9 protein-coding genes are annotated in these 13,048 nt (G+C 64.1%); 8 read left to right on the top strand and 1 reads right to left on the bottom strand.

Going from position 1 to position 13,048, the window contains the following annotated elements; genetic code table 11:
* The first annotated feature begins 34 nt into the window (after window positions 1–34).
* The 7 genes from VF769_RS02780 (at window position 35) to VF769_RS02750 (ending at window position 10,275) form a co-directional block, all read left to right on the top strand.
* Entirely contained in the window at window positions 35–1,105 is a 1,071-nt protein-coding gene (locus VF769_RS02780; RefSeq protein ID WP_331006840.1) for a DUF2066 domain-containing protein, read from the top strand.
* Window positions 1,106–1,798, top strand: a complete 693-nt coding sequence (locus tag VF769_RS02775; protein WP_331006839.1) for a hypothetical protein — start codon at window positions 1,106–1,108, stop codon at window positions 1,796–1,798.
* A 3-nt stretch (window positions 1,799–1,801) separates the two neighbouring features.
* Window positions 1,802–4,009, top strand: a complete 2,208-nt coding sequence (locus tag VF769_RS02770) for an RNA degradosome polyphosphate kinase (protein WP_331006838.1) — start codon at window positions 1,802–1,804, stop codon at window positions 4,007–4,009.
* Window positions 4,010–4,021: 12 nt separating this feature from the next.
* The gene (locus VF769_RS02765) at window positions 4,022–5,518 is read left to right on the top strand and encodes a Ppx/GppA family phosphatase (protein WP_331006837.1); all 1,497 of its coding nucleotides are present in this window, start codon (window positions 4,022–4,024) and stop codon (window positions 5,516–5,518) included.
* Complete coding sequence (locus VF769_RS02760) at window positions 5,515–5,766, top strand: DUF3297 family protein (RefSeq protein WP_331006836.1); 252 nt, start codon at window positions 5,515–5,517, stop codon at window positions 5,764–5,766. The genes VF769_RS02765 and VF769_RS02760 overlap by 4 nt, the downstream gene beginning before the upstream one ends.
* A gap of 96 nt (window positions 5,767–5,862) precedes the next feature.
* Window positions 5,863–7,857 carry a hypothetical protein gene (locus tag VF769_RS02755; RefSeq protein WP_331006835.1) on the top strand — a complete coding sequence of 665 codons (1,995 nt, stop codon included), beginning with the start codon at window positions 5,863–5,865 and terminating at the stop codon, window positions 7,855–7,857.
* A 108-nt stretch (window positions 7,858–7,965) separates the two neighbouring features.
* Window positions 7,966–10,275: a TonB-dependent receptor plug domain-containing protein gene (locus VF769_RS02750; RefSeq protein WP_331006834.1), complete on the top strand. Its 2,310-nt coding sequence runs from the start codon at window positions 7,966–7,968 to the stop codon at window positions 10,273–10,275.
* 120 nt (window positions 10,276–10,395) lie between these two features.
* Here the strand turns inward: VF769_RS02750 and rnd are convergent, their stop codons facing one another.
* Entirely contained in the window at window positions 10,396–11,544 is a 1,149-nt protein-coding gene (gene rnd / locus VF769_RS02745) for a ribonuclease D (protein ID WP_331006833.1), read from the bottom strand.
* A gap of 169 nt (window positions 11,545–11,713) precedes the next feature.
* On the opposite strand from rnd, the gene murA reads away from it, so the two are divergent.
* Window positions 11,714–12,991 carry a UDP-N-acetylglucosamine 1-carboxyvinyltransferase gene (gene murA, locus VF769_RS02740; RefSeq protein ID WP_331006832.1) on the top strand — a complete coding sequence of 426 codons (1,278 nt, stop codon included), beginning with the start codon at window positions 11,714–11,716 and terminating at the stop codon, window positions 12,989–12,991.
* The last annotated feature ends 57 nt before the right edge of the window (window positions 12,992–13,048 follow it).

The following is a 13,048-nucleotide window of genomic DNA, read 5'->3' as shown; positions in this document are numbered from 1 at the left end:
GTTCGCCCATCCCCGCGCGCAACGAGGTTTCCGCATGAAAGCTACGCCACTGGCCGCCTTCGCTGCTGTGTTCTTGGCGGCCTTGTGCGCGTTTGCGCCTGGGCTCGCAAGCGCCCAGGCCCGCGACAATGTCTACGCCGTCTCGGGCGTTCGGGTGGATGAAACCGCCGCGAACGCCGCCGCCGCGCAGACCGCCGGCTTTGCCGCGGCCCAGCGCGCCGGCTTTGAGCGGCTGGTGCGCCGCCTGACCGTGCCATCCGAAGTCGCGGCGCGGCCGCTGCCGCAGCTGGACGCGAGCGCGATCGAAAGCCTGGTGCTGAGCGTGGACGTTGAGGAAGAGCGCCGGTCGGGCAACCGCTATATCGGTCGCTTAACCGTACGCTTCGATCCCACAGGCGTGCGGACGTTGCTGCGGCAGAACAATCTGACCGTGGTGGATACGCGCACCGCGCCGGTGCTGGTGGCGCCAATCACGTCCTCCGGTTCTCTGGAAGAGACATCCGCGATTTGGCGCGAGGTTTGGGCGCAAGGCGGCTTTGGCGGCGAATTGGTGCCGCTGAACGTGGCGCCCGAGGGTTTGCAGGGCGCGCCAGCCTGGGATGCAGCCGCGCCGTTCGCGCAGGCGGCGGGGTCAACCTCGGTGCTTTATGCGACGCTGCGCGTACAGGGATCGACCGCGACGGCATCGTTAGTGGAAGTCGATTCCAACGCGCGCCGCGACCGCGGCGAGGTAACGGCGCGGGCGAATGGCTCGGACGCGGCGGCCCTGCGCACGGCGCTGGCGTCGCTGGCTGAGCAAGCCAGCACCCGACTGCAAAACGATTGGAAGGGCCGCATCGCCGTGGGCGGCGGTCAGCGCTCCCGGATCGCGGCGTCGGCCCTCTACAACAGCCAAGCGCAATGGGAGCAAATCAAGGATGCGCTCGAAGCCTCGGCGCAGACGTTGATTTCGGAGATCCGTATCGAAGCCGTGGGCCGCCAAGGCGCCCTGGTGTCGTTCACCTTTGCGGGCGACCAATCCCAACTCGCTGCGGAGCTGAATCGGCGCGGCGTCCGGCTGGAGAACACCGCCGACGGTCAAATACTTCGCGTCGCCGGGAGATAGATGAGCGCGCAGCCCCGCCTGTTTGAGTTTCGGATGGGCGAACGCGCCCCCGAAACACTGGTGGTGGCCGAAGCCAATCGTGACGCCGCCCGCCTGCTGACGGGGTGGCGCGACTGGCCGGGCGGTGCGCTGGCGCTGGTCGGCCCTAAAGGCTCCGGTAAGACCCATCTCGCCCTCGCCTGGGCGCTAGAGGCGGGCGCGCGCCAGATTGCGCCCATCATCACGCCGGACGCTGGGGCGGCCGCCTTTCAGGAGGCCGAGGGCCGGCTGCTGATCGACGACCCCGATCTGGCGCGGGACGAGGACATGCTCTGGCGGGTGCTGGATCTGGCCAAAACGAGGGGCGGCGCGGTGCTTCTGGTGGGGGCGTCTGCGCCTGGAACTTGGCCTGTTGCGATCCCAGATTTGAGGTCCAGGCTGGCGGCTTTGCCTGTGGCGCGGCTCGGGGAGCCCGATGAAGCGCTGATGGACGTGATTTTGCGCCGCATTTGTCGCGAACAATTCATTCAATTGAGTGACGATGCCGCCCGGTTTCTCGTGCGCCGCCTGCCGCGCACCTTCGAGGCGGCCCGTTTATGGGCTGCGGCGTTGGATGCGGAATTAGAACAGGGAGCCAAGCCCGTTAGCCTAAAATTGGCGCGGAAGGCTTATGAACGGGCGCGTACGGGTTGGGGTGAAGGCGGAGACGGTTAATCAATGGCAAAGACGTCGCGCAAGAAAACGCGCGCGCCGGCGCAGAAGACGCCGATGCTGAAAAGCCCGCAGCGTTTCATCAATCGCGAGCTCTCATGGCTCGCATTCAACACGCGCGTGCTCGAAGAGGCCGAGAACCCGAACCATCCGCTGCTGGAGCGGTTGCGCTTTCTGTCGATCTCCGCCTCGAACCTCGATGAATTCTTCATGGTCCGCGTGGCCGGCTTGCACGAGCAGGTCAAAGCGGGCGCCACGGTGCTGAGCCTCGATGGGGCGACGCCCACCGAACAGCTCGCGCGCGTGCATGCCGCGGCGACCCAGTTGATCGAGCGCCAGCAAACACGCTGGGCCGCCTTGCGCGCTGAGTTGCGCGGCGTCGGCATTTCGGTGCTGGGGCCGGAGGAATTGACCAAGGACGAGCGGAGCTTCCTCAAGCTCCTGTTCATGACCGAAGTGTTTCCGCTATTGACGCCGCTCGCGGTCGATCCGGCGCACCCGTTTCCGTTCATTCCCAATCTGGGGTTCGCGATCGCGCTTAAGCTGCGGCCGAAGAGCGACGGTCGCGCGTTGAACGCGCTGATTCCGGTGCCCAGCCAGGTCGCCCGCTTTATCGACATCACGTTGGCGCATCCGAAAATGGCGGCGCCGGGTGAACGCATACAGCGCCGCTTCCTGACGCTGGAAGACACCATCACGCTCTTCTTGGACGAGTTGTTTCCAGACTACAGCGTGGAAGCGCAGGGCTGCTTCCGCGTGGTCCGCGACAGCGACATCGAGATTCAGGAAGAAGCCGAAGACCTGGTCCGAGAGTTCGAGGCGCGCCTGAAGGAGCGTCGCCTCGGCGACATCGTGCGCTTGAAGATCGAGGCGCGCATGCCTGAGGATTTGCGCGCCTTCATTATCCGCGAATTGGAAGCCGACGCCCGCGATGTGATCATCGTCGACGGCATGTTGGGCATGTCGGCGCTATCGGCGCTGGTGAGCGAAGAGCGGCCGGAACTGAAATTTCCCCGCTACGAACCGCGCTTTCCGGAGCGAATCAAGGATTTCGGCGGTGATTGTTTTGCGGCGATCCGCGCCAAGGACATGCTGGTCCACCACCCGTTCGAGTCATTTGATTCAGTGGTGCAATTCGTCCGCCAAGCCGCGGCGGATCCCGCCGTGGTCGCGATCAAACAGACGCTTTATCGGACCTCAAGGGATTCTCCCATCGTCGCCGCGCTGGTGGCGGCCGCCGAAGCTGGCAAGAACGTCACGGCGCTGATCGAATTGAAGGCGCGCTTCGATGAAGAGGCCAATCTGAAGCTGGCGCAGACGTTGGAGCGCGCGGGCTGCTCGGTCGTCTATGGCTTCATCGATTACAAGACGCACGCGAAGGTGAGCTTGGTGGTGCGGCGCGAAGCGGACGGCTTGCGCACCTACACGCATTTCGGCACCGGCAATTATCACCCGATCACGGCGAAGGTTTATACGGATCTCTCGCTCTTCACCTGCGATCCGGCGCTCGGCCGCGATGCGGGACGGCTGTTCAATTTCGTCACCGGTTATGCGCGTCCGGCGGGGCTCGAGAAGATCGCCATGTCGCCGCTCTCAATCAAGTCGACGCTGTTGCAGCTGATCGAGGACGAAATCGCGCATGTGCGCGCGGGCCGCGATGGCGCGATTTGGGCCAAGCTTAATGCGCTCGTCCATCCAGAGATCATTGACGCGCTTTATCGGGCCTCGAACGAGGGCGTGAAGATCGAATTGGTGGTGCGCGGCATTTGCTGCTTGCGTCCGGGCGTGCCGGGCATGTCGGAGAACATCCGGGTCAAATCGATCGTGGGGCGCTTCCTGGAGCATGCGCGGATCGTCTGTTTCGGCAATGGAGCGAAATTGCCGAACCCGAACGCCAAGGTCTTCCTCACCTCGGCCGATTGGATGCCGCGGAACTTGGAGCGGCGGGTTGAGGTCATGTGTCCGGTTGAAAATCCCACCGTTCGCCAGCAGGTACTGGACCAGATCATGGTCGCGAACCTCAATGACGAGGCGCAATCCTGGTATATGAACCAGGACGGGGTATTTAAGCGGGTCGATGTTTCGAAGCTTCCGGACGAGCCGTTCAGTGCGCACAATTATTTCATGCGCAACCCGAGCCTCTCGGGCCGCGGCCGCGCGGGTAAGGGCGATGCGCCCGCCGCGTTCGACCATATCGGCGCACGCACCAGCTAAGGCGCTTGAACAATGAGCCGGGCCGCGCTGCGCGACGGCCAGGAGGCGGCGGTCATCGACGTCGGCTCGAACTCGGTGCGTCTGGTTATCTACCGCATCGACGGCCGCGCCATGACGCCGATCTTGAACGAGAAGGTCATGGCTGGGCTTGGCCGCGACCTCCCGCGCACGGGCGCGTTGTCTAAGGATGGCGTCGAGCAGGCGATGCGCGCGCTGAAGCGCTTTGCGACCCTAATCGAAGCGGCCGGCGTGCGCAGCGTGTTCGCCGTCGGCACAGCGGCGGTGCGTGATGCGAGCGATGGGCAGGCGTTCGCCGCGCGCATGCAGGCCGAAACGGGTATTGCGCTACGCATTCTCGATGGCGCCGATGAAGCGCGCCTCTCGGCGTTGGGTGTGAGCGCGGGCGTCGCCGACGCCAAGGGCGTTGTCGGCGATCTGGGCGGCGCGAGTCTCGAACTCATTGAAGTCGGCGCGAAGGGCGTTGGGCGCGGCGAGACCTTCCCGCTAGGGCCGTTGAGTCTGATCGACGGCAAGGAATTCGACTACGACGACATTACCAAGCGCGTGAACGCGAGCTTGAAGAAATCAGCGGTGCTCGGCAAAACGCGCGGTAATTTCTACGCGGTGGGCGGCGCTTGGCGCGCATTGGGGCGCATCGACATTGCGCTCTCCAACCACCCGCTCGGCGTTCTGCATTTGCACGAGATGAGCCGCAGCGAAGTGCTGAAGGTCGTCGATGTCGTGCGCAAGCAGAGCAAGCGCTCGCTTGAGAAACTGGAGGAAGCGGCGGCGAAGCGGGCGGATTCTTTGCCCTATGCGGCGGTCGTGCTGGAGCGTGTGATGCTGGAGGGCCAGTTCGATCGCGTCTTCCTTTCCGCTTTCGGCTTGCGCGAGGGCGTTCTGATCGAGCGCATGAGCGAGGCGGCGCTGCAGGAAGACCCGCTGATCGCGACGGCCGAGGCGCTCGCCGGGCGCATGTCACGCACCCGCAAGTTTGGCCCGGCGCTCGAACACTGGATCGCGCCGATGTTTGACGGGCAGGCCCCGGTGTTCCCCGAAAAGCGCGAGCGGGTGCTGCGCGGGGCTGCGGCGCGGTTGGCCGATATTGGCGGCCCGCTCCATCCCGATCAGCGCGTCGAGGTGATCTTCGACCTGGTCCTGCGCGCGCCCTTGGCGGCCGTCAGCCACGCCGAGCGGGCGTTCCTGGCGGCGGCCATCCACCACCGCTACGCCAAGGGCCAGCCGCGCCATGCGGAGGCGTATCTGCGCCTTCTGAACGAGGATCAGCAGGCGGCGGCCGCCGGTTTGGGCGCGGCGCTGCGCCTTGGCGCTGATCTTTCCGGCCGCAGCGAGGCGCTGTTGGCCAACTTTGAGCCGCGGGCGGTTGACGGCAGGCTCCTGCTTCGGGTGAAGAAGGGCGCAGCCCATCTCTTCACCGAGACGGCGCAGCGGCGATTGGATTACGCCGCCGCCACGCTCGGCCTGGCATCGGAGACGAAGATCGTATGAGTGACACCCCGCCTGACCGCCTCGCGGTCGATCCAGACAGCCCCTATCACAACGCTGAGGTGCTCGAGCGCGGCGTGGGCGTGCGCTTCAACGGCAACGAAAAGACCAATGTCGAGGAATATTGCGTGTCCGAGGGCTGGGTGCGCTTGGCCGTGGGCAAGACGCTGGACCGCAAGGGCAAGCAGCTGACGATCAAGTATTCGGGCAAGGTGGAGCCCTATTTCCAGGATACCCCGAGCGAGACCTGATCGCCCGGGATAAGTCCGCGCTGGCGGGCGGATGGGCGCTCGGTCCATAATGACGCGGTGAGCGAGGAAATCGGACCCAGAAAGCTGGCGGCGATCATGTCGATCGACATCGCCGGCTATTCGGCGATGACCGAAATCGACGAGGCGCAGGCGGCGTCCATGGTGTCGACGCTGCGCGGCGCCTTGGAGGGCGCGGCGCTCGTGCATGGCGGGCGCATCTTCAACACGGCCGGCGACGGCTTCATGCTGGAGTTTTGCAGCGCGGCCGGCGCGCTGAGCGCGGCCGAATTGCTGTGGTCGAACATCGAGCGCGGCAGCGTGCGCGTCGGCGTGCATATTGGCGACGTGCTGGTGACGCCGACTGGCGATCTGCTCGGCCACAGCGTCAATGTGGCGGCGCGTTTGCAGCAGGTGGCGCAGCCCGGCGCCACGATCGTATCGATGGATGTGCGGCGCGCCGTGCGAGGCAAACTCGCCCAACGTCTGCATCCCGCTGGCGCGGTGCATCTCGACAAGATGGCCGAGACGATCGAGATATTTTCGCTCGAACCGGTGGCCTCGGCCAAGCCACGCACGCGCAGGGCCGAACCGGTGCTGGCCGTACTGCCGTTCGACAACGAGAGCGACGAGCCGGAGATGGATTATTTCTCCGACGGCGTCGCCGACGAGATCATTCTCACATTGCTGCGGCAATCGACGGTCAAGGTGATCGGCCGCACCTCCGCCTTTCAGTTTCGTGGTGAGCGCAAGATGGAGGCCGCGCGGGCTCTGAAGGCTTCGCACGTGCTGGATGGTTCGGTGCGCTGTAGCGGTCCTCGGCTGAGGGCGAGCATTCAATTGATTGATGCAGGCAGCGGCATGGCGCTGTGGAGCGAACGCTATGAAGGCGATCGCGGTGACGCGTTCGCGCTCGAGGATGACATCGCCGGCCGCGTCGCCGCTTCGCTACGCCGTTCGCTGACGCAGGTGGAACGCGCCCATCCGATCGATCCAGCGGCCTACGAACTCTATCTGCGCGCGCGTCAGATCTGGCTGCTGATGAGCGATGTCGAGGAAGATCAGGCCTCGGTCCTGCTCGAACGCTGCGTTGCGCTGGCGCCTGATTTCGCCATCGGCTGGGCCACGTTGGCCAGTGTGCGGGCGTTGTTGCTGCCGCGCGACCGCGACGTGATCGGCTCGCCGGAGCACGATGCGGCGCTAGAGGCGGCGCAGCGTGCGCTTGAACTCGATCCGGAATGCGCGCAGGCGTTGACAGCGCTGTCGCTGCTGAAGCCGGCGTTTGCGGAACATGGCGAAAAGCTGCGGCTGGTGAACGAAGCTTTGAAGCGCACGCCGAACGATGCGTCGCTGCACGTGGCCCGCGCCGCATGGCTCTATGGCGTCGGCCGGTTGAAGGATGCGGCCAAGGCGCTGGAGACCGCGAGCCTGCTCGATCCGCTTGGGCCGGCGGTTGAAGGTTTGCGCGCAAGTCTGATGACCGCGCGCGGCGAGGTGCAGACCGCGTACGAGATCATAAGCGCCGCGTGGCGGCGTTGGCCGGATTCGCCGTTCATCTGGTATTTGATGTGGACGACGCTCTGTGCGGCCAAACGCGCAGATGAAGCCGAAGCGTTGGCGGCGCCCGGCGTGCCGCCGCGTTGGGGCGTGACGGAGGCCGACGTCGGCGTACTGAGAAATTATGCGGCGATGCTGCGTCTGCCGGATGCGGAGCGACAACAATGGTGCGCGCGCATGCTCGACATGCTTGCGCAGAGCGATGAGCCCTTGCCGCTTTCAACGGTTCTGGTGGCGGCCGGCGCCGGCTGCGCGGATCAGGCGTTCGACCTGATTGACGCCGCGCTCGATTCCGGCCGTGCTCTGAAGCCCGATAACCATAAAGGCTTCGGCATGGCGCGCGCGCAAGCGCCGCTGCAACTGTTCGTGAGCACGGGCGGCGCGCCGATTTGGCGGTTCGAGCGCTTCCCGGCGCTCGCCGCACGGCTTGGGCTTGCGCAATACTGGATCGAGTCCAAGCAATGGCCCGATTGCGCCGCGTTCGTGGACTATGATTTCAAGGGGCTGTGCGCAGCCGCCGTGCGGAGGCACGCATAGCCGCCTTGCGCGCGAGCGATGCAATTTGACGAGTCCATCACGGAACTGAATCCGAAGTGTCACAAACCCCTTCTAAGGCCCGCTCGCTGCCATCAGAGGGGCTGATCCATGGGTTTTCGTACCAAGTTCGCGCTGGCGCTGGGCGTCGCGAGCGCTGCACTGACGCTGGGCGCCGGCGCACAGGCGCAACAAGCTTCCGAGCAGGAAGTGACGACAGCGCAGGACATCGTCGTCCTGGGCAATATTCAGTATCGCAACCGCGTCGACGGCGCGCCGCCGGTGCTCGAATATGATACCGAGTATTTCCAGCGTTTCGAACCGCTGACGGTCGGCGACGCGCTGAAGCGCGTGCCGTCCGTCGCGTTCCTGTCGGACGTGCTGGAGAGCGACGGCGTGCGTCTGCGGGGCCTCGATCCGGCCTACACGCAAATCCTCATCAATGGCGAACAAGTGCCGGGTTCGGGCGACAGCTCGGGCGCGTTCGGCAACGGCGCCGATGGTTCGTTCTTCGTCGACCGTATTCCCGCCGAATTGATCGATCGCGTTGAGATCGTGCGCAGCCAGTCGGCCAATCGCTCGGGCGACGCCGTCGCGGGCGCGATCAACATCATCCTGCGTGATGCTTACAATCTCGACGGCGGCTATATCCGCGGCGGCGTGATGAATTGGCAGAACGACGGCAATTGGGGCGAGACCCTGGGCGGCGTCTGGGGCGGCGAAGTAGGCGGCGGACGCTTGCTCATCGGCGCCAACATGCAAGACCGCCACAACCCGAAGGACAAGCTCAGCCTGCGCTACGACGAGCCGGGTGGGACGCTGGACAACAGCGAAGTCCAGACCGACGTCCGCGATGGTACCGACTATTCAGCGAACTTCTCCTACCAACGCGAGTTCGGCGCCATCGATGCCCGTATCGACGGCTTTTACGTGCATACCGACCGCTTTCAGAATGAAGACTCCATCGAGTATGCGGATGGCGTCGTTGATGCTCTGAACATCCAGACGATCAACAACAACGATGTCGATATTGAGCAGGATAGCTATTCACTTAATGGCCGCTTGGACTTCGACATGTTCGGCGGCGAAACCCGCGTGAAGCTTGGTTATGCGAGCTTCACCAACGACTCATACGAATTTGAAGACGAAGTGGAATTCCTGCGCGACGCCAATCCGTATCCGGAGGGCGACCGGTTCACGCGTGATTCCACGCTGACCTCACTTGAGGATAGTGAGTTCAAGTTCAAGCTTGAGCATGAGCGTGACTTGGGCGCGTTCGATATCGAGTTCGGCGTTCACTACGAGAGCAAGGAACGCGAGAACCTCGTTCAAGAGACGCCGCGAATCCGCTTCAACTTGGCGGGCGGAACTGTAGTCAACGGGTCAGCTCCGGACGATTCCCTGATCCCAGCCTTCGGCGCGTTCGCCCCGGTTCCCGGCGGCGACAACACCATTGAGCGTGAACGTATCGACCCATTTGTCATGGTCTCTGGCGATGTGGGCTCTGTCGATTGGGAAGCTGGTCTTCGCTATGAAACGACTGAGGTGACCATCGATGATCGTACGACTGGTACGTCGAACAACAGCTCGTACGAGATTCTGCTGCCGTCCGCGCACGTCAGCTGGCACCTGACCGACAACGATCGTATCCTCGCTTCGGTGGCGCGCACGGTTCGCAACCCGAGCTTCACCTTCCTCTCGCCCGCGACGCTGGAAGAAGAGCTTGGCGATAGCGATTTCGTGGGTGTTGTGGACCTTGAGCCGGAAACAGCCTGGGGCCTCGACATCGGCTATGAGCGCCGCTTGGGCCGCACCGGCATTGTCGGGGTCAATTATTTTTACCGCGATGTCAGCGACCTGATCGAAATCTACAATACCGGCGTTGTCGGCAGCGCTGGAGCGGGCACGTGGGTCTATTCCGCGCGCAATACCGGCGACGGCTCAGTGTGGGGCGTCGAGTTCGATCTTTCGACTTCTCTCGCCGCAATCGGCTTGGATGATACGGGCGTGTTCTTCAACTATTCGTGGCTCGACAGTGAGGTCGACGACGAACTGGGTTCGCGCCGGTTCAACGACCAAGCCGAGTCGATCTTCAATGTCGGCTTCATTCAAGACTTGCCAAGCTGGAATTCATCGTTTGGCGTCACTTATCGCGATCAAGGCTCGGCGTTCAGCCGCGTCGTGGCGGAAGAAGTGACCACCGAATACGGCGCAGATTTGGAAATGTTTATTGAACATCGCTTTGGCAGCAATTTTACGGTGCGCCTCACCGGCTCGAACTTGCTTGACGAGTCAAAGGACGAGTTCTTCGACAAGTTCGAAAATTTGGCCGATCAAGTCGCGCGCGACTACGACGAATACGAAGTCGAAAGCGAGAGCGCCGGTCCGGTGTTCCAGCTCGTGGGCCGTTACGCGTTCTAAGCGCTGACGAACCAAGGTTAAGCAGAGCGGCGTCCAGCGAAAGCTGGGCGCCGATTGCTTTCGCGGATGACGAAATAGGACCGCCGGCGCCCCGCCGACATGCAGTCGATCGTTCGCGGATCAGACCTCCTCGACCGCGACCTTCCCGTTCTTGAGCTTCAGCGCGAGTTTGCCGTGCTTCAGCGCCAACGCGCGTTCGCCGAACACTTCGCGCCGCCAACCGCGCAGGGCTGCGACATCGGCCTCGTCATTGGCGGCGATCGCTTCCACGTCGGATGCGGATGCGATCAAGCGCGGTGCGACGCCATGCTCGTCGGCCTCATAGCGCAGCAGCACCTTTAGCAACTCGACCGTCGGGCCCACGCTGGATGGCAAGGGCGGCGGGCGCACATGTTTATACACCGGCCGGTCGGGATCGGAGAAGGCGCGGTCGAGCGCGTGGATCAAGTCCTGGGCTGCGCGCGAATTGCCGAACCCGCGCGGCACGGCGCGCATGCGATCGAAGTCAGCGGCGTTCCTTGGGCGATGCTCGGCGATCTCGTAAAGCGCCTCATCCTTGACGATCCGGCCGCGCGGCACATCGCGCGCCTGCGCCTGCCGCTCGCGCCAAGCGGCGGCGACTTGCAGGCCCAATACATAATCCGCCGTCGTCTTGCGCAGCTTCAGCCGCTCCCACGCATTCTCGGGCGTGGTGTCGTAGATGGCGGGGTTGGAGAGATTGGCGTGCTCTTCGTCGAGCCAATGTAGGCGATTATCCTTCGCCAGCTTCTCATGCATGCGCGGATAGATGTCGCGCAGGTGCGTGACGTCGGCGAGCGCGTAGGTAAGCTGGTTTTCCGAGAGCGGCCGGCGGCTCCAATCCGTGAAGCGCGAAGATTTGTCCAAGCGGCGCTTCAGCACCTGCTGCACCAGGGCGTCATAGGCGATGGTGTCCCCATAGCCGCAGGCCATCGCCGCGATCTGGGTGTCAAACAGCGGCTTGGGCAACGCGCCGCCCAGGTTCAGGAAGATTTCGAGGTCCTGGCGCGCGGCGTGAAAGACTTTGAGCACCGCTTCGTTGGCCATCACGCGAAAGAAACTGCTCAGATCAATCCCTTCCGCCAGCGGATCGATCACGGCCTCAACGCCGGGGGCCGCCGCCTGGATCAGGCAGAGCTTCGGCCAATAGGTCGTTTCGCGCATGAATTCGGTGTCGACCGCGACGAAGGGCTGGGCGGCGATCTCGCGGCACAGGGCTTCCAGTTCAGCGGTTTTGGTGATGACCAGCATTTAGATGGGTGGTTGGGGTGTGCCGGCGGCCGGGTCAAGTGCCGCGGCGGCGGACGGGGCGGTGGAAACGGCCCGATAGACGGTAAAAGCGCGCCGTCCGCGCCTTGCTTACGCCGTTCCCGCCCCCCATAACCCGGCCAAAGGCGGGGGCCGCCGTCGAAAGAGCCATATGGATCGTATCGTCATTACGGGCGGGTCGCCGCTCCATGGAACTATCCCGATTTACGGGGCCAAGAATTCGGCGCTGAAACTGCAGGCGGCGGCGTTGCTGTCGGGCGATCCGCTGATCCTCGAGAACATGCCAGACCTCGCCGACACGCGCTTCATGGCCCAGCTGCTGGCTTCGCTGGGCGTCGAGATCACCTGGATCAAGGAAACGCGGACGCTGCGGATGCATGCGGCCGAGATCGCTTCGACCATCGCGCCGTATGATCAGGTACGGAAGATGCGCGCCTCCTTCAACGTGCTGGGGCCGCTGCTGGCGCGTGTCGGCCACGCGACAGTGTCGTTGCCGGGGGGATGTGCGATTGGCGCGCGCCCGGTCGATTTGCACTTGAAGGCGTTCGAGGCGATGGGCGCCGATATCGTCATCGAGCAAGGCTACGTGAAAGCGGCGGCGCTACGCGGGCTAAAGGGTGCGGAGATCGAGTTTCCCTTCGTCTCCGTGGGCGCCACCGAACACGCGATGCTGGCCGCGGTGCTGGCGCAGGGCGACACGGTGCTGAAGAATGTCGCGCGCGAGCCGGAGATCGCCGACCTCGCCGATTGCCTGAACGCGATGGGCGCGCGCGTCGAAGGCGCGGGCACCAGCGAAATTCGCATCAAGGGCGTGACCTCGCTCAAGGGCGCCAAACACCCCGTGGTGGCGGACCGGATCGAGGCCGGCACCTATGCGTTGGCGGCCGCGACGGCGGGTGGCGACGTCCTGTTGAGCGGTGCGCGCGCGGAGCACCTGGGTGCGCTGATCGAGGTAATGAAGGCGGCGGGCGTCGAGGTGATCAGCGAGGCGCGCGGGCTGCGCATCAAGCGCGACGTGGGCAAGCGCCTCAAAGCGGTGGACTTCGAAACCGAGCCATTCCCCGGCTTTCCAACCGATCTGCAGGCGCAGACGATGGCGATGCTGTGTTTTGCGGATGGTCAGTCGCGGATTCGCGAAACCATTTTCGAGAATCGCTTCATGCACGCGCCGGAACTAGCTCGTCTGGGCGCCCAGATCGCGGTGCACGGCAATGAAGCGGTGGTCACAGGCGTCGAGCGTCTGATCGGCGCGCCAGTGATGGCGACTGATTTGCGGGCGTCGGTGAGCTTGGTGATCGCTGGCCTCGCGGCTGAGGGTGATACCATCGTCAACCGCGTGTATCATTTGGATCGCGGCTTTGAGGGCTTGGAGGGCAAGCTTTCGGCCTGCGGCGCCCGGATTGTGCGCCAGAAGGAAGAACAGGCGTAAGCGGGCTGATGAGCGGCATGCTGAAACTGATGGCCGAAGATGCGGCCGACCTCGAAA

Origin of the sequence: Vitreimonas sp. (assembly GCF_036392335.1) — a bacterium.
Taxonomy (GTDB): domain Bacteria; phylum Pseudomonadota; class Alphaproteobacteria; order Caulobacterales; family Aquidulcibacteraceae; genus Vitreimonas.
This window is presented reverse-complemented; position numbering and strand designations above follow the sequence as displayed.

Bases quoted from the DNA above. Each gene is read 5' to 3' on its own strand.
- VF769_RS02780 (WP_331006840.1), top strand. From the start codon at position 35: ATGAAAGCTACGCCACTGGCCGCCTTCGCTGCTGTGTTCTTGGCGGCC.
- VF769_RS02775 (WP_331006839.1), top strand. From the start codon at position 1,106: ATGAGCGCGCAGCCCCGCCTGTTTGAGTTTCGGATGGGCGAACGCGCC.
- VF769_RS02770 (WP_331006838.1), top strand. From the start codon at position 1,802: ATGGCAAAGACGTCGCGCAAGAAAACGCGCGCGCCGGCGCAGAAGACG.
- VF769_RS02765 (WP_331006837.1), top strand. From the start codon at position 4,022: ATGAGCCGGGCCGCGCTGCGCGACGGCCAGGAGGCGGCGGTCATCGAC.
- VF769_RS02760 (WP_331006836.1), top strand. From the start codon at position 5,515: ATGAGTGACACCCCGCCTGACCGCCTCGCGGTCGATCCAGACAGCCCC.
- VF769_RS02755 (WP_331006835.1), top strand. From the start codon at position 5,863: ATGTCGATCGACATCGCCGGCTATTCGGCGATGACCGAAATCGACGAG.
- VF769_RS02750 (WP_331006834.1), top strand. From the start codon at position 7,966: ATGGGTTTTCGTACCAAGTTCGCGCTGGCGCTGGGCGTCGCGAGCGCT.
- rnd (WP_331006833.1), bottom strand. From the start codon at position 11,544: ATGCTGGTCATCACCAAAACCGCTGAACTGGAAGCCCTGTGCCGCGAG.
- murA (WP_331006832.1), top strand. From the start codon at position 11,714: ATGGATCGTATCGTCATTACGGGCGGGTCGCCGCTCCATGGAACTATC.